Raw genomic sequence first — 19,248 nt, forward strand, 5'->3', positions numbered from 1 at the left:
CAATCCCGGCATGACCGCCACGCCACCTGCGCCCGAACTGCGCCAGCTTGCCCTGCAAGCGCTCCTGCAGCCTGATCCACAGCAAAAAGTGCTTCTGACGCAAGCGCTGCATTCGCAAGCAGCTACACTTTTAATAGCAACCGATCAAGCCTTCAGCGCGCCTGCCGGTGTGCCGGGTTGCCCGTTGCGGCCCGAATTGCGCTTGCACCTGAACATGCCCCGGCGCTCGCCCTTCACACCGGACGGGCTGGCCGCATTGCTGCATGCAGTGACGCACATCGAATTCAACGCCATCAACCTGGCGCTCGATGCGGTCTGGCGCTTTGCCGGCATGCCGCGCGCCTATTACCTCGACTGGCTCGGGGTGGCAGCTGAAGAGGCTGAACACTTCAGCCTGCTGCGCGGCCACCTGCAAACCCTGGGCTGCGACTACGGCGACTTTGCGGCGCACACCGGCTTGTGGGACATGACCCGGAAAACCGAAGGCGATGTGCTGGCGCGCATGGCGCTGGTGCCGCGCACGCTGGAAGCGCGCGGGCTGGACGCCACGCCGCCGATGCAGGCCAAACTGCGCAAGGTCGGCACGCCGCAGGCCCTGCGCGCAGTTAGCATCCTGGACGTCATTCTGCGCGATGAAATTGGCCACGTCGCCATCGGCAACCACTGGTACCGCACCCTGTGCGCCCAGCGCGGACTGGAGCCGCTGGCCACCTATGCGCTGCTGGCAACGCAATACGGCGCGCCCCGCCTGAAAGGGCCGCTGAACCTGCAGGCCAGGCGTCAAGCCGGTTTCAGCGAAGCTGAACTGGACGCGTTGAACGCCAGCGCCTGAAGGTGCACAACCATAGTCCAAACGGCTTAACCGGCTTTTTGCACAGCTCGACTGGAGCGCGATACATTTGAAATGTACGGCGCAAAACCACGGGACGAATGAAAACGGGAGACTCGCAATGATGATGAAGCAACTGATCCAAAAGGCAAAAATCAGGTTTTTTGAACCCGATGAAGTCAGCGGGCCCAGTGTGCGTCGCATGGCGGCGCCGTTGCAGTCAGACTTGTCAAGCTGGCCGCTGACCCTTGACCAGACAAGCGCCGAGCAGCAACGCATCCAGTCCCTCGAAAACCAGATACAGCAGTTGCGCGCTGACGTGGCCCGGTGGAAAAATTCGTCACGCTGCTTTGCGCATGAAATGCGCGACCTGCTGACCGACTGAGGCACTGCTTCGGCAGGTAAGCACGCGCAGGAAGGCGTCCGCAAGCCGCAGCCTGTGCATTTCAGGTGATGGCAGCCTGCTTGGGCGCGCGCTAGACTTTTTGCAACCCCGAGGAGTTGCTCATGTCCCAGTTCCTGGCATCCGGTCCTTTGTCCTCGCTTGCGGCTCTTGCCGGCCTGCCCGAAGAGATGGCCGTGCGCTTGCCGCAGGGCCAGCAGTTGGGGGCAGTGGACGCGCCGGTCAGGCTGTTGCTGTCCCGATGGTCAAGCATTGCGCGTCTCAGGGCGGGGCAGATCGGCGCGCTGGCTGAAGAGTATGTCGAGGGCAAGCTGCAGTTCGAGGGCTCCATGCGCGATGTGATGGGCGTCATGCTCAAGCTGCTGCCCGGCAGTCCGTTGCAAAGCGACACCCGCTGGTGGTCCCGCCTGATGACCCGAGCACACTCTGCATCGACCCATACACGCGCCCGGGATTCGGCGCAGATACAGTTCCATTACGATGTTTCAGATGCTTTCTATGGGCTGTGGCTGGACCCGCGCCGGGTTTATTCCTGCGCCTATTACCGCGAAAGCGGCATGACCCTGGCACAGGCGCAGGAAGCCAAGCTGGAACACATCTGCCGCAAGCTGATGCTCAGGCCCGGCGAGCGCCTGCTGGACATCGGCGCGGGCTGGGGCGCCCTGCTGCTGTGGGCTGCCGAGCATCACGGCGTCGAGGCAACCGGCATCACGCTGTCGGAAAACCAGCACCGGCATGTGCGCCAGCGAATCGCCGACAAGGGCCTGGAAGGCCGAGTGCGCATCGAACTTCGCGACTACCGCGACCTTCCCGAAACGCAGCCCTTCGACAAGATATCGTCGGTCGGCATGTTTGAGCATGTCGGCCAGGCCAACATGGACGCTTACTTTGACAAGATCATGCACTTGCTGGTACCGGGCGGGCTGGTGCTGAACCATGGCATCACCGCAGGCGACCTGCAGCACCGGCAAATAGGCGCGGGCATGGGCGACTTCATTGAGAAATACATTTTTCCGGGCGGCGAGCTGATGCATGTCAGCGCAGTGCTCGGCCACCTGGCGAATTCAGGCCTGGAAATGGTTGACACCGAAAACCTGCGGCCCCATTACGGCCGCACGCTGTGGGACTGGTCGGATGCGCTGGAAGCGCGCCTGGACGACGCGCGTCAGGCGCTGGCAGCCGGCAGCCCGCCCGAACGCGCTGAAAAGATACTGCGCGCCTACCGGCTCTACCTGGCAGGCAGCGCCATGAGCTTCGAGCAAGGCTGCATTGCGCTGCACCAGGTGCTGGCGACGCGGCCGGCAGCGCCGTTTCGGGGCGAGTCCATCCGGGGTGCGAAGTCGGCCTATCCCTTCAACCGTGAATTCATGTACCCGGCTTGCGACTGAGCCTGTGCCGTTCAGCCGCGCGGATGATGCTCCGCATGAATCGCCTTCAGGCGCTCGCGCGCCACATGGGTGTAGATCGTGGTGGTGGAAATGTCGGCATGGCCGAGCAGCATCTGCACCGCGCGCAAGTCGGCGCCGTGGTTCAGCAAATGCGTGGCGAAGGCATGGCGCAACGTATGCGGCGACAGCGGCGAATGGATGCCGGCCAGTTGTGCATATTTTTTCACCAGCTTCCAGAACATCACCCGGCTCATGCCGTGGCCGTGGCTGGTCACAAACAGGTCATCGGTCTGCTGGCCACCCAAAATGGCAGGCCGCGCTTCGGCGATGTAGCGAACAATCCATTCGCGAGCCACCTGGCCAAACGGCACCAACCGTTCGGTGCTGCCCTTGCCCAGAACGCGCAACACGCCTTCGTTCAGGCCAACATGAAACGTCTTGAGCCCGACCAGTTCACTGACGCGCAGGCCGCTGGCGTACATCGTTTCCAGCATGGCACGGTCGCGCAACCCGAGCGGCGTGTCATCGTCGGGCGCTGACAGCAGTGCTTCGACTTGCGGCTCGGACATCACCTTGGGAACGCGCAGCGCCTGCTTGGCCGACGCCAGCTTGAGCGTGGGATCAACCGCCACCAGGTTTTCACGCAGCGCCCAGCGAAAGTAGCGCTTGAAGACCGTCAGGCAGCGGTTCGCCGAGGTGGCCTTGGTCACCGCATGGCGGAACGCAAAGTAGGCCTTGACAGCGTCTTCATCCGAATTGTCAAGCGCTCGGTGCTGCTGCTCGTCGCTGTTGAGCCAGACGGCATACAGCGACAGGTCGCGCCGGTAGGCCGCCAGGGTATTGCGGGACAGGCCGTCCTCCAGCCACAAGGCGTCGATGAACGTGTCGATAGCCGACTGGCTTTGCGGGTGCATGGTGTGGAGATCGTAAAAAAAGGAAATCTGGCTTGCGCGACAGCGTGAGTCGGCAGCCAAGCAGTGAGGCAGCCGCTTGTTTCGGCGGCCAAAGCGATTTATTCCAGCTTGAGGTTCGAGGTTTCGACCACTTTTTTATACACGTCGTACTCGGCCTTGATCTGGGCGGCGAACTGCTCGGGCGTGTTGGCCACGATCAGCGAACCGGTGTCCTCGATGCGCTTGCGGACTGCCGGGTCTTCGAGCGCCTTTTTCACGCCGGCGTTGACCTTGTCCACGACCTCTTTGGGCAGGTCCTTGGGGCCGATGATGCCGTAATACGCCATGCGGTTGACCGGCTCCAGCCCGACTTCCTTGAAGGTCGGCACATCCGGCAGGGCCGCCAGCCGCTGCGGCGCGGCCACGACGATGGGAATCAGCCGCTTTTGCAGGGCAAACGGCAAGGTTGAAGGCAGGTTGTCAAAAATGATCAGCACCTGGCCTGCCACCGTGTCATTGAGTGCCGGACCCGAGCCGCGGTAGGGAATGTGCGTGATGAAGGTGCCGCTCAGGTTTTTGTAGAGCTCCATCTGCAGGTGGGCAATCGAGCCGGTGCCGGACGAGGCAAACGAGTATTTGCCCGGATTTTTCTTCAGCTCGGCAATGAATTCCTTGTAGTTGCGCGCCGGAAAGCTCGGATGCACAGCAATGATGTTGGGCGTGGCGGCAATGTTGATGATCGGCGTGAAGTCGGTCAGCGGGTTGTAGGGGATTTTCGGGTTGATGGCTGGGTTGGCGGCGGTGGTGGACACCGTGGCAATGCCCAGCGAATAGCCGTCGGGCACTGCACGCGCAGTTTCGGTGGCACCGATCACGCCGCCGCCGCCGGACTTGTTTTCAACTATCACCACTTGGCCCAGCGCCTTGCCCAATGGCTCGGCCATGACCCGGCCGATGATGTCGGTCGTGCCGCCAGGCGCGAACGGAATCTGCAGCTTGATGACCTTGCTCGGATAACCCTGGGCCAGCACGGCGCCCGAGGCAGCGCTCAGGGCAAGTGCAGAAAAAGCCAGCAGACAGCGACGTTTCATGATCAGTTCCTTGGAAGAAGACAGTGCTGCATCGTAAACGCTGCCGTGGGCGCAGGCACCTGTGGAATACACATAAGGGCAAACCCCATGATTGCGGTTATTCTTCGCCCGGTGATTTACGCCCAACTGCTTCTGCCCGACTTTTCACTCATCTTGTGCGGTTACCTGCTGTGCCGCCACACGCCGCTTGATCGCACGGTATGGGGTCCGGTGGAAAGCCTGGTTTATTATTTTTTGTTTCCGCTGCTGCTGTTTCAGTCCATAGTGAAAAGCCCGCTGGACCTGGCGGCGACATCCAACCTGATTGGCGCTGGCTTGGCGCTGGGGCTGGCCGGCGTTGTTCTGGTCTATAGCCTGCCTTACATACCCGGATTGCGCCAGCATATCGACCTCCGCGAGCATGCCGCCAGCGCCCAGGTGGCTTTTCGCTTTAACTCCTTCATCGGCCTGGCACTGGCCGAGCGTCTGGCGGGCAGCCATGGGCTGCAGCTCATTGCCGTACTGATCGGCGTGAGCGTGCCCTTGCTCAACATGGCGGCGGTGTGGCCAATGGCGCGCCATTCGGGGAGCGGCTTTTTGCGTGAACTGGTACGCAATCCGCTGATCCTGGCCACGGCCGCGGGCCTGGCGGCAAATCTGCTGGGTTTCAGCCTGCCTGACTGGTCGGTGCCGACGCTGTCGCGCCTCGGTGCCTCGGCCATTGTGCTGGGCCTGATGACGGCAGGCGCCGGCATGCAGTTGGGCCACCTGTCACAGGCCAAAACCCTGTCGGTGGCAGTGCTGTCGATCAGGCATTGCCTGATGCCACTGGTGGCGCTGGGACTGGCCCGGGCATTTGGCCTGGACACTGTGCAAAGCACCATTTTGCTGGCGTTTTCCGGCCTGCCGACCGCGTCCAGCGCGTATGTGCTGGCGGCGCGCATGGGCTACAACGGCGGCTACATCGCCGGCCTTGTCACGCTGTCCACGCTGCTGGGTGTGGCAAGCTTGCCGTTCGCGCTGGGCTTGCTGAACTGAACTGAGCTGAACTGAGCTTAGCGGGTGAGACACACTCGCCGCTATTAATTTAATAGCTAGAAACAAATACCTGATTTGCGCTAACGTCATTTTCTATCATTATTCGGCGTTTCAGCAGACTCATTGGCCCAACGCCCAGGCCACCTGCTCGCGCACCACGTCGCTCGGGTGATCGGCGCGGCCCTGCAGGCTGGTGCGCAGGCTGGCCTGGTCCGCCGAACTGACCCTGCCACCCCTCAAAGCATTGCCCATCGCCAGCGCGATGTTGCGCAGCCAGCGTTCATGCCCGATGCGGCGAATCGGACTGCCTTCGGTCAGGCGCAGGAAAGCGTCTTCGCTCCAGCCGAACAGCGTGACGAGCTGCTGCCCTGTCAAGCCCTGGCGTTCGTCGAAATCGCTCAAGCTGCTGCGCTGGGCAAACTTGTTCCAGGGGCACGCCAGCTGGCAGTCGTCGCAGCCGTAGATGCGGTTGCCCACCAAGTGGCGAAGTTCCAACGGAATCGGGCCGGCGTGTTCTATGGTCAGGTAAGAAATGCAACGCCGCGCATCGAGCTTGCCGGGCGCAATGATGGCCTGCGTAGGGCAGATGTCGATGCACGCCTGGCAGCTGCCGCAATGGGACGTAACCGGCGCGCTGGGCGGCAGGGCAATGTCGACATAGATTTCTCCGAGAAAAAACATTGAGCCCGCTTCGCGGTTCAGCAGCAGCGTGTGCTTGCCGCGCCATCCCTGGCCGCTGCGCGACGCCAGTTCGGCTTCGAGCACCGGCGCCGAGTCGGTGAAGGCGCGGTGGCCAAAAGGGCCCATCTGCTCGCCGATGCGCTCGGCCAGCTTTTGCAGCCGGCTGCGCAATACCTTGTGGTAGTCGCGTCCCCGCGCATAGACCGAGACAATGCCTTCGCCCGGCCGCTGCAGCCGGTTGAGTTCCATCGCCTGCCATTGGCCGGGCTGGCGCGGGGTGGCAGCTGGCAAGTAGTCCATTCGCGCAGTGATTACACTGACTGTTCCCGGAACCAATTCGGCAGGACGCGCTCTTTTAAGGCCATGGGATGCCATGTAATGCATGCTGCCATGAAATCCGGCAGCCAGCCAGGCCGATAATCCGGCTTCGGCTGACGACAAGTCAACATCCGCAATGCCGATTTGCGAAAATCCAAGCTCGCGCCCCCAGGTTTGAATTTGAGAAACGAATTGATGACTGTTCCACTGATTGCAGGTCGGCATCCGCTGATTGTAAAAAACATCACCTGGCCAGACGAGGCGGCAACGCAATCCCTTGCTCAGGCGCTGGCCGCCAAGCCGGCAATTCGCCAGGCGCTGATTGAACTGCACGGCGACCTGGGTGCCGGCAAGACGACGTTTGTGCGTCACCTGCTCGTCAGTCTGGGCGTGCAGGGGCGCATCAAAAGCCCCACTTATGCGGTTGTAGAACCTTACACATTGAAGGCATCAAGCCTTGACTCGGGCCACAATCTGGAATTGTCAATCTGGCATTTTGACTTTTACCGTTTCAATGACCCCCATGAGTGGGAAGAAGCCGGGTTCCGGGAGACATTCGCCAGTCCCGGGCTCAAGCTGGTCGAGTGGCCGGAAAAGGCCGGAAATCATTTGCCCCGGCCCGACCTGGTGATTGCCATCGAGATGCAGCCCGACGAATCGCGGCGCATTACCCTGACGGCCCATACCCCCACGGGGGCGGAGTTACTCGCATGAACAACAAGAAAAAATTCTCCGCAGGTCCGAGTCGCCGCCATGCGCTGCAAATGGGTGGCATCGTGCTGTTGCTGGGCACCCAGCACATCGCCCGGGGCGCCTCGATCGTCGCAGTGCGCGTCTGGCCGTCGAAAGACTACACCCGCCTGACCATCGAGTCCGACACCGAGATCAAGGCACGCCAGTTCTTCATTGACGAGCCACCCAGGCTGGCGGTGGACATTGAAGGCATCGACCTGATTCCGGCGCTGCGCGAGCTGGTCGCCAAGGTCAAGTCAGACGACCCGAACATCTCGGGCATTCGCGTTGGCCAGAATGCGCCCGGCGTGGTGCGGCTGGTCATGGACCTTAAAAAACAGATACTTCCGCAGGTCTTCAGCCTGGCACCCGTAGCCGCCTACCAGCACCGGCTGGTGCTGGACCTGTACCCGGCGCAGCCGGTGGACCCGCTCGAAGCGCTGATCGCCGAACGTCTGTCTGACCCGGTCAAGCCAGCCGCGCCAGCCGCCTCCGTGGCTGCCGCACCTGTCAACACCGCGCCACTGACTCCACCGGGCAAGGCTGCCGCACAGGCCAACGACCCGCTGGGCAATCTGATGGCGCAGCAATCGGGCAAGGCCGCCTCCGCGCCTTCCGTAGCAGCGCCTGCCGCGCCGACAACCAGTGTTGCAGGCAACGCCGTGCGGCCGGCGGCCCCCGTCAGGCCCCCGGTGGTCGCGTCCGTGGAGCCGCCCGCCATCAGGCCACAGGCCGACGCCACACCTTTTTCAAGGGGTGACACCGCGCCCGATTTTGAAAACAAGACCGACCGCCTGGTCATCGTCGCCCTCGACCCCGGTCATGGCGGCGAAGACCCCGGCGCCATTGGCCCGGGCGGCACGCGTGAGAAAGACGTGGTGCTGCAAATTGCGCACCGCCTGCGCGACCGCATCAACCAGCAGCCCAACATGCGCGCCTACCTGACGCGCGATGCTGATTTTTTCGTGCCCTTGCATGTCCGTGTACAAAAGGCGCGCAGCGTGAAGGCCGACTTGTTCATCAGCCTGCATGCCGACGCTTTTTTTACCGAAACACCGCAGGGCGCCAGCGTCTTTGCACTGAGCGAAAAAGGCGCCTCAAGCAGCGCAGCGCGCTGGATTGCCAACAAGGAAAACTCGGCCGACCTGGTGGGCGGCATCAATGTCAAGGCCAAGGATGCACAGGTGATGCGGGCCATGTTCGACATGAGCACAACAGCGCAGATCAACGACAGCATGAAGCTGGGCAGCGCCATGCTGGGCGAGATCGGCAACGTCGGCAAGCTGCACAAGCCCCGGGTCGAGCAGGCCAGCTTCGCCGTACTGAAGGCGCCTGATATTCCAAGTGTCCTGGTCGAGACTGCTTTCATCAGCAACCCGGCCGAAGAAGTCCGGTTGCGCAGCGAAAGTTACCAGATCGAGCTGGCCGATGCGCTTATGAGGGGCATTTCACGCTACTTTGCCAAGAATCCTCCGCTGGCGCGCAACCGCGCCCTGTAAAAACAGGCTGACTTGCTTGAAGACCTTACATACGACACGGGCCGGCGGCTTCTTCCTACAGTTCGGCTTGGATGCATGGAATAAACTCAATGCACAGGCTGCGCCGGGATGTGACGATGCGAAAAAACCCGGTGAATCAGCCTGAATCCAAATATAAAAGGTGAAAACCATGATCAAGAAAATCTTAATCTCAGCCGCTGCCGTCTCCCTGATTGCCCTGACTGGCTGTGGAACCAACCCCACCAATGCACAAATCGGCACGGGCGCAGGCGCAGTCTTGGGCGGTGTAGCCGGAAATGCCGTCTTTGGCGGCACTCTCGGAACCGTTGGCGGCGCGGCTGCCGGTGCGTTGATCGGCAATGAGGTCGGCAAGCGCAAATAAGACTTTCGAATCCAGTACAGCGCTGACCCGTTCGGGTAACGCTGCAAAAACAGCTTGCAGTCCAAGCGACTCGAGCAAAAAAGACGATTCCTGATCTATGTCAGTGAGTCGTCTTTTTTTGCTCAAGCTTCTCCGCAAGCACGGGTAATTCCAAAAAGGTTTATCTGCCTGCCTTTCCGTGTCCCCTTTCAGGGGGGCACATCGACTCCATCTCGGTGGCATGGTGCGCCGTCAGGTTTTTTCGCTTGCGCTTAAGAGTAAGCGTCATCAAAGCATTTTCCAGCGTCCAGGGCGCTCTCGTCAGGAAGATTGCGCGGGGTGTGGCGTAGCGCAAAGTCCCGTGTCTGGGTGGCCACACGGTCCAGCGCCGCACGGCGGACGGCTGGCAGGTTCAGGCTGGCGTCGGCTTGGGCATCCAGCCCCAGCGAAGCGGCCAGGCGCTGCCTTTGCCGTCGGCCAGCGTCACCTGTTGCACCTTGCAAAAACGCCGCCAGCCGACGGCCTGCGCGGCCTGGAAAAGGCGCAACTTCAAGGCCGAGCCAGCCAGCGATTCCTGCAATTTGCCGAACTCCCGCTCATGGATGCGCGGAACCGAGATCAGCACTGTAGTCCGCACCGCCATGATGTCTTCGGCCAGCAGCGCGAACGTCCGTGAACAGCGTGCGAAGCGATGAATTGTCTGCTGCCTGCCAATACCAGTGGTGACTGGAAAGTCGCGCAGTGCTCAAGACTGCACCGGCGCGCGGCCAGCCTGGCGCCGTGCCCGCCAGGCACCGAAGAGCACGAACAGGCCAGGCACCAGAATCATGGCCCAGATGATCTTGTCCAGGTGCGTCTTGACAAAAGGCACGTTGCCAAAGGCATAGCCAGCCGTGACGATGCCGCCGACCCACAAGGCCGCGCCGACGACGTTGAACAGTGAGAACTTGCCGCGGCTCATGTGCGAAATACCGGCAACAAAGGGCGCGAAGGTGCGTAAAAATGGCATGAAGCGCGCCGCGATGATGGTCACGCCGCCATAGCGCTCGTAAAACGCATGCGCCTGGTTGAACGCCCTCTTGTTGAAAAAGCGCGAGTCTTCCCATTGGAACACCTTGGGCCCGATGTACCGGCCAATCGAATAATTGCACTGGTCGCCCAGCACCGCCGCGACAAACAACAGGCCCACGGCCAGCGGATAGCTCATCAGGCCGACGCCGCACATTGCGCCCACCACAAACAGCAGTGAATCGCCGGGCAAGAACGGCATCACGACCACGCCGGTCTCGACAAAAATGATCAGGAAAAGCAGCGCATAAACCCACAGGCCATAGCTGGCCACGAAGGTTTCGAGATGCTTGTCGACATGCAGGATGAAATCGATGAGAAAGGCAGCTAGTTCCATGGGCAGGATTTTGACAGGTCAGCAAGCCGTTTTTCTCGATGCCCACATTGCCATGCGGCGCAGGCCAGAGCCGTCCTACACAAACTAGCGCGACATTCTGAAAAACAGCTTCAGGGATTTAGCTTTTTGATCAGACTTGTTTGCATTGGTTGGCGTTCATGTTCCTCTTATGTACGCTTCTTGACGAGGGTTCCACGAGACACCGCCTAAGGGCCTCAGCCTCGGCAGAACGGCCATGCAAGCTTGGGCTGCGCCTAGAATTGGCGCTTCATGACGCTTAAAGACCTGGCCGCGCGCCGACCCATCCGTGACCTTCCCGATGAACTGATCAGCCAGATCGCCGCTGGCGAGGTGGTGGAACGACCGGCTTCGGTGGTGCGCGAACTGCTCGACAACGCGCTGGACGCCGGAGCGACGCAGGTCACGGTGCGCCTGTCTGCGGGTGGCGTGCGGCTGATTCTGGTGGAAGACGACGGCCTGGGCATTGCCCGGGAAGAACTGCCTGTGGCGCTGCGCCGCCATGCCACCAGCAAGATCGCGTCGCTACAAGACCTGGAAGCCGTCGGGACCATGGGTTTTCGGGGCGAGGCGCTGGCGGCGATCAATTCGATTGCCGACATGAGCCTGATCTCGCGCACGCCGGACACCGAACACGCCTGGCAGCTTGACGGCCGCACTGGCGAACTCAAGCCAGCGCCACGTGCGCTCGGCACCAGCGTCGAGGTGCGCGAGTTGTTCTATGCCACGCCGGCGCGGCGCAAGTTCCTGAAAACCGACGCCACCGAGCTGGCGCACTGTATTGAAGCCGTACGCCGCCATGCCCTGGTGCGGCCCGATGTCGGCTTTGCGATCTGGCACGAAGGCAAACTGGTCGAGCAATGGCGCGCCTGCGTAGGGCCAAAGGGCACCGACGGTTTTGAAGCCCACACCCAGCGCCTGGCCGATGTGCTGGGCGCCGAATTCGCCCGGCAGTCGGTGACAGTGCATTACGAAAGCAGCGCGCTGCGGGCCAATGGCCAGCCAGCGGTGCGCGTTTGGGGTCGGGCTGGCATTCCAGACGCCGCCCGCTCACGCGCCGACCAGCAGTTTGCCTATGTCAACGGCCGTTTTGTGCGCGACAAGGTGCTGGCGCATGCCGCCCGCAGCGCCTACGAGGACGTACTGCACGGCCACCGCCAGCCGGTGTATGCGCTGTATGTCGAGATCGACCCGGCGCGGGTCGATGTGAACGTCCACCCGACCAAGATAGAGGTGCGTTTTCGCGACAGCCGTGAAGTGCACCAGGCAATGCGCCATGGCGTGCAGGACGCCTTGGCTGCGCCCCGCGCCGGCGTAGCCAGCGCAAACGCCACGCCCGCCGAGGCCACCCCCCAACCCTCGCTGAATTTCAGTTTGAATCCAAAACAGGCTTTTGCGCAACAGGGATGGGCGCAGCCAGCTATTAAATTCGGAGCAAACGACGGAAATCGCGTTTCGGACTTCGAAGCGCTGTGGCCGGTGCCGCCCGGCACGCTCACACCCGCTGCGCGTGACCGTCCACTCAACAGCTCCTTCGCTGCCACGCCCGAACCCCAGCCATCCAGTCCGCCGCAAGAGGTCGCCCTGCCCCACGGCGACTGGCCGCTGGGCCGCGCTTTAGCGCAGTTGCGGGGCATTTACATCCTGGCCGAAAACAGCCAGGGCCTGATCGTTGTTGACATGCATGCGGCCCACGAGCGCATCGTCTATGAACGGCTGAAAAGCCAGTTTGAAGCCTCGCGCATCGCCAGCCAGCCCTTGCTGATTCCGGCAACGTTTGCCGCCACGCCGCATGAAGTGGCGACCGCCGAGGCCTGCAGCGACACACTGGCCCTGCTGGGTCTGGAAATCACGCCGTTTTCACCCAAAACGCTGGCGGTACGGGCGGTGCCGACAAGCCTGGCAACCGGCGATGCAGTGGAACTGGCAAGAAGCGTGCTCGCCGAACTGGCGCAGATGGAAGCCAGCACCGTGGTCGAGCGGGCGCACCACGAACTGCTGGGCACCATGGCCTGCCACGGCGCGGTGCGCGCCAACCGGTACCTGACGATTGAAGAAATGAACGCCCTGCTGCGCCAGATGGAAGCCACTGACCGCTCCGACCAGTGCAACCACGGCCGGCCGACGTGGCGGCAGGTCAGCATCAAAAACCTGGACGCGCTGTTCTTGCGCGGGCGCTAGTACAAAGAAACAACCTGCGTTAATAAGCGCATTACGCCCGAGCTGCACAGAGCCAAATCATTTTTCTTTGCGCAAGCCGCCAACTCTCAAACTGGTGCTCTCAGGGGGGCGGCCGGATAGAGCCGCGGAAACTCACGACAAAGCAGCGGGCTGTGCAAAGCCTGATTGACAGTGGAGTCCGAAAGAGGGAACCATTGCTGCATGAAATGGACTTGTAGCAGGTTTCCACGCTAGAGGAGGCGTGAAAATTTTGCCAGAGGGCGGATGCGACTGGATCAGCCCGACCAGCTCCGCCCGGGGCACCAAGACACCCATCTCATAGAGATAAACGCCCTTGCGCATTTCCTTGTTGGAAATATAGAAGGTACTGACACTAAAACTGATCCGCTTCACCTTTATTGAAAGACCAACCGGCTGGTGCGTCTTGAGGAAGAGTTATGCGGACTTAGCATAATTTTGTTTTAAAGCAATAGATAAGCGTTGTACGAGATTTCTCAAATAAAAACTGCTGAGGTTCAACTGGCAAGAACGCCCAAGCCATTATTTATATGCGGATTCTAAGTTACACGTTTTCTCCAAGCAGCACTTTTTTCGCTGCCCATTAGCCAAGCCTGAAAGATTGGGTGTACACAGAAAAAAATGACTTCGATCTAGTTCACCGCGATACTCATCGCAGGAAAAGCTTAGGATGTATGAGAATAAACTCTAGGCAACGCAAAAACCTGAATGTACGTATTGTTACGTATAGCTTTTTGGCTGAAGAAGCTAAGCTAACAAAGAAAGATGCAGAGGAATATTATTCGTAACTCTCGAAAAAATATATCAACAGGCTGCCATCAAAAATATACCGCAGTTAAAAGCACTTATCCTGCATCTTAAAATATTTATAATTTATTAATAAGCATATTGAAAAATGAAACATATTGAAAGTGCTTCTAAGTTTATCATCGCCACATGCTCTGTTTTATTGCTTTGGTCAGTTGCTAGTGAATTCGTTGATTCAAACCAGAACACAAAACCGCAAGCCATTTTAGATAGTAATTCATTTAATGATTTAAAAACACTACCGACCGAGCAAAGTCTGGAAGTGAAAATAGTGACGCAGCAGCCTATCCCTGAAAAACTCAAAAATGAAATTAACAGCCTAAATAGCCTGGAATTAATAACTCAATTTGACCAGCTACTCTTACAAGCACGAGCAGGCGATAGCAAATTATCGTATGAACTGAGTAAGCGTTTGACTTCGTGTGCGCCAGCTAACCCAGACGACTCCACAGATGACAATGACAGCAATAACAACGATTCACAAGGTCGACAATTTATCAGCGTTGCGCAGCACCGTCGTCAGAATTGCAGCGGATTGACTCCCGCGCAGCTCGATATGGCCCCTATGCTGCTGGAATTGGCAGCTAAACAGAACGTTGCAGACGCTCGAATTGACATCGTGGAACAAAAGATCGATTTAATCGAAAACCGCAACGCGGCGTACTTTAACGAACTCGACAAAGAATACCAGCCCCGGGCACCCAACACAGCCGAACAAAATGGCGTCATCAGCACCCTGAAAGAGCTTGCTGCGTCCGGTAACGCCCGCGCTGTATTACAAATGGCCAGAATATCCATCGGCACTTCATTCGCCCCAGCAAATAAAGACGATTTTTTGACATACATGCTGATAAGTCAACAAGACAGATCGATACCCGCTCAATTTGACAAAAGTAATTTGCTGCAGGGTGAGTCGCCAGAATACGTAGCGCTGATCGCTAAACGGGCAAAAACCATGTTTGACAGTTGCTGCGCCAACAAGTCGGAATAAATAAATGCTGCCTGACTTTAGGGCTTGCCATCAATTGCCAGTAAATCCAATGCTCTTGAATAGCCGGTTGCTCGCCCTATTTTGACAGGCATGACCAAAAGATATGCACATCGAGATGATCAATGGAAACGCATCAAGAATTTGCTGCCAGGACGCGAGGAAACCGTAGGTCTGACTGCCCGGGACAATCGGCTGTTCGTTGAGGCTGTGCTGTACCGCAGCCGCGCCGGCATCCCGTAGTACGATCTGCTCGAGCGCTTTGGCGACTTTCGGCTCGTGCACTTGCGCCACTCGCGCTGGAGTCGCACTGGCGTATGGCAATGCATTTTTGAAGCTTTACCCCAAGATGCAGACAATGAATACGTTTTGATCGACTCGACCATCGTCAGGGCCCGCCAGCACAGCGCGGGGGCCAAAAAAAGGTGCCTGAGCAATGCGAGGCGATGGGGCGCAGACGTGCTGCTCATGGGCACGCCAGGCGCGACAGTCATCGCTGACAAGGCTTATGACGCACAGGAGCGGGTGATCGAGCCGCTACCAATGGATGGTGCTCCAGCGTAGCCAAATCGCGGACGGCTCAGCCACGGCCAAGGCACTCGATTACAGCTTTAGGCGCTGGGGCGCGCTCATGCGTTTCCTGGATGACTGGCAATTGCCGATCGACAACAACTGGATGGAAAACCAGCTCCGACCTGTGGCCGTAGGCACTCAAACTGGCTGTTCGCTGGATTGCTGCGGGCGGGCCGGCGCGCCGCTGCCATCATGAGCCTGATCCAGAGCGCCCGGCTGAGCGGACATGACCCGTACGCCTACCTCAAGAATGTGCTCAGCCGGTTGCCCACCCACAAGAACAGCCTGATTGCACAACTGCTGCCCCACCGCTGGGAGCCTGCTCAGGCCCCCCTCTATGCCACAATGAGGTTGCTAAATTCAAGGTGTATTGCCCGGTTGCTTTCAAATGAACGCCCTGCTGCACCAGATGGAAGCCACTGACCGCTCCGACCAGTGCAACCACGGCCAGCCGACCTGGCGGCAGGTCAGCATCAAGGAACTGGACGGACTGTTTTTACGCGGGCGCTGAAAGCCCGGCGACCCGGCGACAAGCGATTCAACGCGCCGCCCAGGCGCCAACCAGACAACTGAGCGTAGCAACGCAGGTGAGTTGCAGTCGCAGCCCCAGCCAGACTGACAATCCTGCGCTGGCATACAGCCTTCGATCTACCGCATAGCAGATCACCAGCAACGCGGCCAGCCATGGCAGGCCGATGGTAGGCGGCAGCATGACTGCCATCCAGGCCAGCAGGCTGGGCGTAACGCCCCAGCCCAACCGCAGGTTCACGGATTGAACACCCTGCATTGCCAGCCCCCAATGAATGCCACCGAGAAACGTGGCAATTAACGCACCGTAGGCTACCAACGCCGTTCCCGCCCAAGCCTTCAAACTGGGTGTATCCAGTGCGGCCAGCGCCACCGCACCGGCCAGAAAAGGCAGCAGGCCCGCCAGCCCCAGGATGCGGGCAAAGGCGGAAGGGGTTGAAAAATCGTTGGTCATCATGGCTGAAGTTTAGAGGTGGCATTTGTGAAGCACCCGTCATAGGCGCAAAGATTGGCCTGTTTTCTGCCGACATTGAAAGCCTTAGTTTGGTGCAATTCGTATCTGTCGGTGTGGCCAGAAGCGAAAAACAAGGCGCTTACCCGGCAGAATGTTATTTCCGCATTGTCAATGCACCAAAATAAGGAATAAAACAGATGAGATACCAAACCCTGGACAGCTTTTTAAGCCATGTCGCCGGCTGCAATCCAGGCCAGCCGGAATTTCTGCAGGCTACGACCGAAGTGCTGGAAAGCCTGTGGCCTTATGTTGAAAAACACCCCAAATACGCCGAACACGGCCTGCTCGACCGCCTGATCGAGCCGGAGCGCACCATCATGTTCCGCGTCTCATGGATTGATGACCGGGGCCAAGTGCGCGTCAACCGCGGCTACCGCATCCAGCACAGTTCGGCCATCGGTCCCTACAAGGGCGGACTGCGTTTTCATCCTTCGGTGAATTTGTCGATCCTGAAATTCCTCGCCTTCGAGCAAACCCTCAAGAACGCGCTGACCACGCTGCCCATGGGCGGCGGCAAGGGCGGCTCGGACTTTGACCCCAAGGGCAAGAGCCCGCTGGAAGTCATGCGCTTTTGCCAGGCGTTTGCCAGCGAGTTGTTCCGCTACATCGGCAGCGACACCGACGTGCCGGCCGGCGACATGGGCGTGGGCGGACGAGAAATCGGCTACATCGCCGGCATGTACAAAAAACTCAGCAACCGCTCGGACTGCGTGTTCACGGGCAAGGGCCTGAGCTTTGGCGGCTCGCTGATCCGCCCGGAAGCCACCGGTTACGGCACGGTTTATTTCGCGCAGGAAATGCTGAAACAACAAGGCCGCTCGATGGACGGCTTGCGTGTCAGCGTGTCGGGCTCGGGCAACGTGGCGCAGTACGCAGTGGAAAAAGCCATGGCGTTGGGCGCCAAGGTCATCACCGTGTCGGACTCCAGCGGCACCATCGTCGACGAAGACGGTTTCACCACCGAAAAACTGGCCGAACTGATGGAAGTCAAGAACCATCTGTACGGCCGCGTCAACGACTACGCCGAGCGTACCGGCGCGGCCTTCCACGCGGGCGTTCGCCCGTGGCATGTGCCGGTCGATGTCGCCCTGCCCTGCGCCACGCAAAACGAGCTGGACATCGACGACGCCAAATTGCTGGTGAAAAACGGCCTGCTCTGCGTGGCAGAAGGCGCGAACATGCCTTCGACGCTGGACGCTGTGCGGGTGTTTGAAAGCAACGGCGTGCTCTACGCGCCGGGCAAGGCAAGCAATGCCGGCGGCGTGGCGACGTCAGGGCTGTAAATGAGCCAAAACGCCATGCGCCTGTCGTGGTCGCGCGACGAGGTGGACGCGCGGCTGCTGCAGATCATGCAGGACATTCACAGCGCCTGCCTGCAGCACGGCCGCCGCGAAGACGGAACAGTCAGCTATGTCGATGGCGCCAACGTGGCGGGCTTTGTCAAGGTGGCCGATGCGATGCTGGCGCAAGGCGTGGTGTAAACTGACTCATCGAAGACAGTCAAACCAAAGGGGCATTACAGCCCCTTTTTTTATGCCTGTGTGCATTGCACTGCCCCGCACGTCTATTTGCCAACTGGCATCCATTTGCATTCTTTTGCAGAAAAATCCATGAAACAACTTTTTATTGCCAGCCTGCTGGTCCTTGCTGCCACCCCAATGCTGGCCGCAGAGCCTGCCTGCGCCGCCAAACTCACACGCATCGAATTCGAGGTGGGCCAAGCGCAGGCACAGGGCAGGCAACACCAGATCGCCGGCATGCAAAGGGCCTTGCGCGCCACGCAGTCCCACTGCACTGACGCCTCACTGGCGGCCGATCGTGAAAGCGATATCAAAAGAGCCACAAAAAAAATTGCAGAGCGCGAGCAAAAGCTGGCCAAGGCGCAGGCTAAAGGAGATACCCGCAAAATTGCCATTCAACAGGCCAGCCTGGACAAGGCGCACAACGATTTGACCCAAGTGCAAAGGCCGCTCTTGCCTTAGTCGGCGGCAGCCCACAGCCAGTAGAGACTTGCACGCGAGAACTTTTACAGCGCGGCTCGCTCTATAAAGTGATGAAACGCTGGCCCATCCTTTTTTTTCTGCTGTTCGCCTTTGCACTGCTTGCAGGCGGCACGGCACTGGACCAGAAGCAACGCGGCTGGATCTTCCAGCCCAGTGACAGCAGCTGGGGCGGCAGCGCCGAGCTGGCGCGGGACATGCAGGATGTCTGGATCAAGTTTGACTCGAAAGCCACCGGCAACCCCGTCAAGCTGCACGGCCTGTGGCTGCCCGCCGACCCGGGGCACGCCGCCTGGAACGGTGCCAAGGCACCAGTGCTGCTGTTCCTGCACGGCGCGCGCTGGAATGTCGAAGGCTCGGCACCGCGCATCCGCCGCATGCAGGAACTGGGGTTTTCGGTGCTGGCGATTGACTACCGGGGTTTTGGCAAAAGCTCGCCCGACCTGCCGTCGGAAAACATGGCCTACGAGGATGCACGCGCCGCCTGGGACTGGCTGGGCGCCCGGCACCCGCAGCAGCCGCGCTACATCTTCGGCCATTCGCTGGGCGGCGCGGTCGCGATCGAACTGGCTGCCAAGGTCAATGACGAGGCCGGCACGATTGTCGAAGGCACATTCACCTCGATTGCCGATGTGCTCAGCACCATGAAATGGGGCTGGCTGCCACTGCGCGCCCTGATCACCCAGCCTTTCGATTCGCTGGAAAAAGTTGCCCACCTGGGCGCGCCGCTGCTGGTGGTGCATGGCGCGAACGACACGCTGATCCTGCCGGCGCTGGGGCGCAAGCTGTATGACGCGGCACCCGAGCCCAAGGCTTTTGTGCTGGTCAAGGGTGGCTCGCACCACAGCACCAACACCCTGGGGCAGGAACAGTACCGCGTGGCGCTGGCCACGCTGTTTGGCGCCAGCCCCACACGCGCAGTCGTGCCTTTGGTGTCGCCCCAGCTGCTGCGGCCCTAAGCCCCAAACCGGACACCGGGGCGCCTGCGCTGGCAGGGCTTTCTG

General features: G+C 60.0%; 18 protein-coding genes and 3 pseudogenes. 15 read left to right on the forward strand and 6 right to left on the reverse strand.

Annotated features, from left to right (window positions below; translation table 11 throughout):
• The first annotated feature begins 10 nt into the window (after positions 1–10).
• The 3 genes from H4V98_RS15625 to H4V98_RS15635 all read left to right on the forward strand — a co-directional run bounded on the left by H4V98_RS15625 (position 11) and on the right by H4V98_RS15635 (position 2,620).
• Positions 11–832, forward strand: a complete 822-nt coding sequence (locus H4V98_RS15625; protein WP_196862382.1) for a ferritin-like domain-containing protein — start codon at positions 11–13, stop codon at positions 830–832.
• 118 nt (positions 833–950) lie between these two features.
• Complete coding sequence (locus H4V98_RS15630; protein WP_196862383.1) at positions 951–1,214, forward strand: hypothetical protein; 264 nt, start codon at positions 951–953, stop codon at positions 1,212–1,214.
• Between the two features lie 122 nt (positions 1,215–1,336).
• Positions 1,337–2,620 carry a cyclopropane-fatty-acyl-phospholipid synthase family protein gene (locus H4V98_RS15635; protein ID WP_280757680.1) on the forward strand — a complete coding sequence of 428 codons (1,284 nt, stop codon included), beginning with the start codon at positions 1,337–1,339 and terminating at the stop codon, positions 2,618–2,620.
• A gap of 11 nt (positions 2,621–2,631) precedes the next feature.
• On the opposite strand, the gene xerD is transcribed toward H4V98_RS15635, so the two are convergent.
• Positions 2,632–3,534: a site-specific tyrosine recombinase XerD gene (gene xerD / locus H4V98_RS15640; RefSeq protein WP_196862385.1), complete on the reverse strand. Its 903-nt coding sequence runs from the start codon at positions 3,532–3,534 to the stop codon at positions 2,632–2,634.
• A gap of 98 nt (positions 3,535–3,632) precedes the next feature.
• Entirely contained in the window at positions 3,633–4,604 is a 972-nt protein-coding gene (locus tag H4V98_RS15645) for a tripartite tricarboxylate transporter substrate binding protein BugE (RefSeq protein ID WP_196862386.1), read from the reverse strand.
• Between the two features lie 87 nt (positions 4,605–4,691).
• Here H4V98_RS15645 and H4V98_RS15650 point away from each other — a divergent pair, with 87 nt between their 5' ends.
• Positions 4,692–5,621, forward strand: a complete 930-nt coding sequence (locus tag H4V98_RS15650; RefSeq protein ID WP_196862387.1) for an AEC family transporter — start codon at positions 4,692–4,694, stop codon at positions 5,619–5,621.
• A gap of 120 nt (positions 5,622–5,741) precedes the next feature.
• Here H4V98_RS15650 and queG read toward each other — a convergent pair whose 3' ends face one another.
• A complete protein-coding gene (gene queG, locus H4V98_RS15655) occupies positions 5,742–6,845 on the reverse strand; it encodes a tRNA epoxyqueuosine(34) reductase QueG (protein ID WP_196862388.1) in 1,104 nt (367 codons plus the stop codon).
• Here queG and tsaE point away from each other — a divergent pair.
• From tsaE to H4V98_RS15670, 3 genes are all read left to right on the forward strand, one after another.
• Positions 6,816–7,334, forward strand: a complete 519-nt coding sequence (tsaE, locus tag H4V98_RS15660; RefSeq protein ID WP_196862389.1) for a tRNA (adenosine(37)-N6)-threonylcarbamoyltransferase complex ATPase subunit type 1 TsaE — start codon at positions 6,816–6,818, stop codon at positions 7,332–7,334. The two genes, queG and tsaE, sit on opposite strands and share 30 nt — an antisense overlap.
• The gene (locus H4V98_RS15665; RefSeq protein ID WP_280757681.1) at positions 7,331–8,851 is read left to right on the forward strand and encodes an N-acetylmuramoyl-L-alanine amidase; all 1,521 of its coding nucleotides are present in this window, start codon (positions 7,331–7,333) and stop codon (positions 8,849–8,851) included. The genes tsaE and H4V98_RS15665 overlap by 4 nt, the downstream gene beginning before the upstream one ends.
• A 169-nt stretch (positions 8,852–9,020) precedes the next feature.
• Positions 9,021–9,233 (forward strand): glycine zipper 2TM domain-containing protein, encoded by a 213-nt coding sequence (locus H4V98_RS15670; protein ID WP_196862460.1) that lies wholly within the window; start codon positions 9,021–9,023, stop codon positions 9,231–9,233.
• A 391-nt stretch (positions 9,234–9,624) separates the two neighbouring features.
• Here the strand turns inward: H4V98_RS15670 and H4V98_RS15675 are convergent, their stop codons facing one another.
• Together H4V98_RS15675 and H4V98_RS15680 are read right to left on the reverse strand one after the other, a co-directional pair.
• Complete coding sequence (locus H4V98_RS15675) at positions 9,625–9,855, reverse strand: hypothetical protein (RefSeq protein ID WP_196862391.1); 231 nt, start codon at positions 9,853–9,855, stop codon at positions 9,625–9,627.
• Between the two features lie 102 nt (positions 9,856–9,957).
• Complete coding sequence (locus H4V98_RS15680) at positions 9,958–10,617, reverse strand: DedA family protein (RefSeq protein ID WP_196862392.1); 660 nt, start codon at positions 10,615–10,617, stop codon at positions 9,958–9,960.
• 270 nt (positions 10,618–10,887) lie between these two features.
• On the opposite strand from H4V98_RS15680, the gene mutL reads away from it, so the two are divergent.
• From mutL to H4V98_RS15705, 5 genes and pseudogenes are all read left to right on the forward strand, one after another.
• Positions 10,888–12,816 carry a DNA mismatch repair endonuclease MutL gene (gene mutL / locus H4V98_RS15685; protein WP_280757682.1) on the forward strand — a complete coding sequence of 643 codons (1,929 nt, stop codon included), beginning with the start codon at positions 10,888–10,890 and terminating at the stop codon, positions 12,814–12,816.
• Positions 12,817–13,729: 913 nt separating this feature from the next.
• Positions 13,730–14,632 carry a hypothetical protein gene (locus tag H4V98_RS15690; protein WP_196862394.1) on the forward strand — a complete coding sequence of 301 codons (903 nt, stop codon included), beginning with the start codon at positions 13,730–13,732 and terminating at the stop codon, positions 14,630–14,632.
• A 90-nt stretch (positions 14,633–14,722) separates the two neighbouring features.
• A pseudogene (locus H4V98_RS15695) lies at positions 14,723–15,049 on the forward strand (transposase); the annotation flags it as partial.
• Positions 15,050–15,167: 118 nt separating this feature from the next.
• Positions 15,168–15,523: pseudogene (locus tag H4V98_RS15700) on the forward strand (transposase); the annotation flags it as partial.
• Positions 15,524–15,590: 67 nt separating this feature from the next.
• A complete protein-coding gene (locus H4V98_RS15705) occupies positions 15,591–15,713 on the forward strand; it encodes a hypothetical protein (RefSeq protein ID WP_280757683.1) in 123 nt (40 codons plus the stop codon).
• Positions 15,714–15,740: 27 nt separating this feature from the next.
• Here H4V98_RS15705 and H4V98_RS15710 read toward each other — a convergent pair whose 3' ends face one another.
• On the reverse strand, positions 15,741–16,187 hold the full coding sequence (locus H4V98_RS15710; protein ID WP_280757684.1) for a DUF3429 domain-containing protein: 447 nt from the start codon (positions 16,185–16,187) through the stop codon (positions 15,741–15,743).
• Between the two features lie 194 nt (positions 16,188–16,381).
• On the opposite strand from H4V98_RS15710, the pseudogene gdhA reads away from it, so the two are divergent.
• The 3 genes and pseudogenes from gdhA to H4V98_RS15725 all read left to right on the forward strand — a co-directional run bounded on the left by gdhA (position 16,382) and on the right by H4V98_RS15725 (position 19,203).
• Positions 16,382–17,725, forward strand: a pseudogene (gene gdhA / locus H4V98_RS15715) (NADP-specific glutamate dehydrogenase).
• Between the two features lie 129 nt (positions 17,726–17,854).
• Positions 17,855–18,226 carry a DUF1090 domain-containing protein gene (locus H4V98_RS15720; RefSeq protein WP_196862398.1) on the forward strand — a complete coding sequence of 124 codons (372 nt, stop codon included), beginning with the start codon at positions 17,855–17,857 and terminating at the stop codon, positions 18,224–18,226.
• Positions 18,227–18,297: 71 nt separating this feature from the next.
• Positions 18,298–19,203, forward strand: coding sequence for an alpha/beta fold hydrolase (locus H4V98_RS15725; RefSeq protein WP_280757685.1), 906 nt, complete (start codon positions 18,298–18,300; stop codon positions 19,201–19,203).
• Positions 19,204–19,248: the final 45 nt, after the last annotated feature.

The sequence above is a fragment of the Polaromonas sp. CG_23.6 genome (assembly GCF_029892315.1).
Lineage (GTDB): Bacteria > Pseudomonadota > Gammaproteobacteria > Burkholderiales > Burkholderiaceae_C > Polaromonas.

Coding starts and splice junctions, on each gene's coding strand:
- H4V98_RS15625 (WP_196862382.1), top strand. CDS start 11: ATGACCGCCACGCCACCTGCGCCCGAACTGCGCCAGCTTGCCCTGCAA.
- H4V98_RS15630 (WP_196862383.1), top strand. CDS start 951: ATGATGATGAAGCAACTGATCCAAAAGGCAAAAATCAGGTTTTTTGAA.
- H4V98_RS15635 (WP_280757680.1), top strand. CDS start 1,337: ATGTCCCAGTTCCTGGCATCCGGTCCTTTGTCCTCGCTTGCGGCTCTT.
- xerD (WP_196862385.1), bottom strand. CDS start 3,534: ATGCACCCGCAAAGCCAGTCGGCTATCGACACGTTCATCGACGCCTTG.
- H4V98_RS15645 (WP_196862386.1), bottom strand. CDS start 4,604: ATGAAACGTCGCTGTCTGCTGGCTTTTTCTGCACTTGCCCTGAGCGCT.
- H4V98_RS15650 (WP_196862387.1), top strand. CDS start 4,692: ATGATTGCGGTTATTCTTCGCCCGGTGATTTACGCCCAACTGCTTCTG.
- tsaE (WP_196862389.1), top strand. CDS start 6,816: ATGACTGTTCCACTGATTGCAGGTCGGCATCCGCTGATTGTAAAAAAC.
- queG (WP_196862388.1), bottom strand. CDS start 6,845: ATGCCGACCTGCAATCAGTGGAACAGTCATCAATTCGTTTCTCAAATT.
- H4V98_RS15665 (WP_280757681.1), top strand. CDS start 7,331: ATGAACAACAAGAAAAAATTCTCCGCAGGTCCGAGTCGCCGCCATGCG.
- H4V98_RS15670 (WP_196862460.1), top strand. CDS start 9,021: ATGATCAAGAAAATCTTAATCTCAGCCGCTGCCGTCTCCCTGATTGCC.
- H4V98_RS15675 (WP_196862391.1), bottom strand. CDS start 9,855: ATGGCGGTGCGGACTACAGTGCTGATCTCGGTTCCGCGCATCCATGAG.
- H4V98_RS15680 (WP_196862392.1), bottom strand. CDS start 10,617: ATGGAACTAGCTGCCTTTCTCATCGATTTCATCCTGCATGTCGACAAG.
- mutL (WP_280757682.1), top strand. CDS start 10,888: ATGACGCTTAAAGACCTGGCCGCGCGCCGACCCATCCGTGACCTTCCC.
- H4V98_RS15690 (WP_196862394.1), top strand. CDS start 13,730: ATGAAACATATTGAAAGTGCTTCTAAGTTTATCATCGCCACATGCTCT.
- H4V98_RS15705 (WP_280757683.1), top strand. CDS start 15,591: ATGAACGCCCTGCTGCACCAGATGGAAGCCACTGACCGCTCCGACCAG.
- H4V98_RS15710 (WP_280757684.1), bottom strand. CDS start 16,187: ATGATGACCAACGATTTTTCAACCCCTTCCGCCTTTGCCCGCATCCTG.
- H4V98_RS15720 (WP_196862398.1), top strand. CDS start 17,855: ATGAAACAACTTTTTATTGCCAGCCTGCTGGTCCTTGCTGCCACCCCA.
- H4V98_RS15725 (WP_280757685.1), top strand. CDS start 18,298: ATGAAACGCTGGCCCATCCTTTTTTTTCTGCTGTTCGCCTTTGCACTG.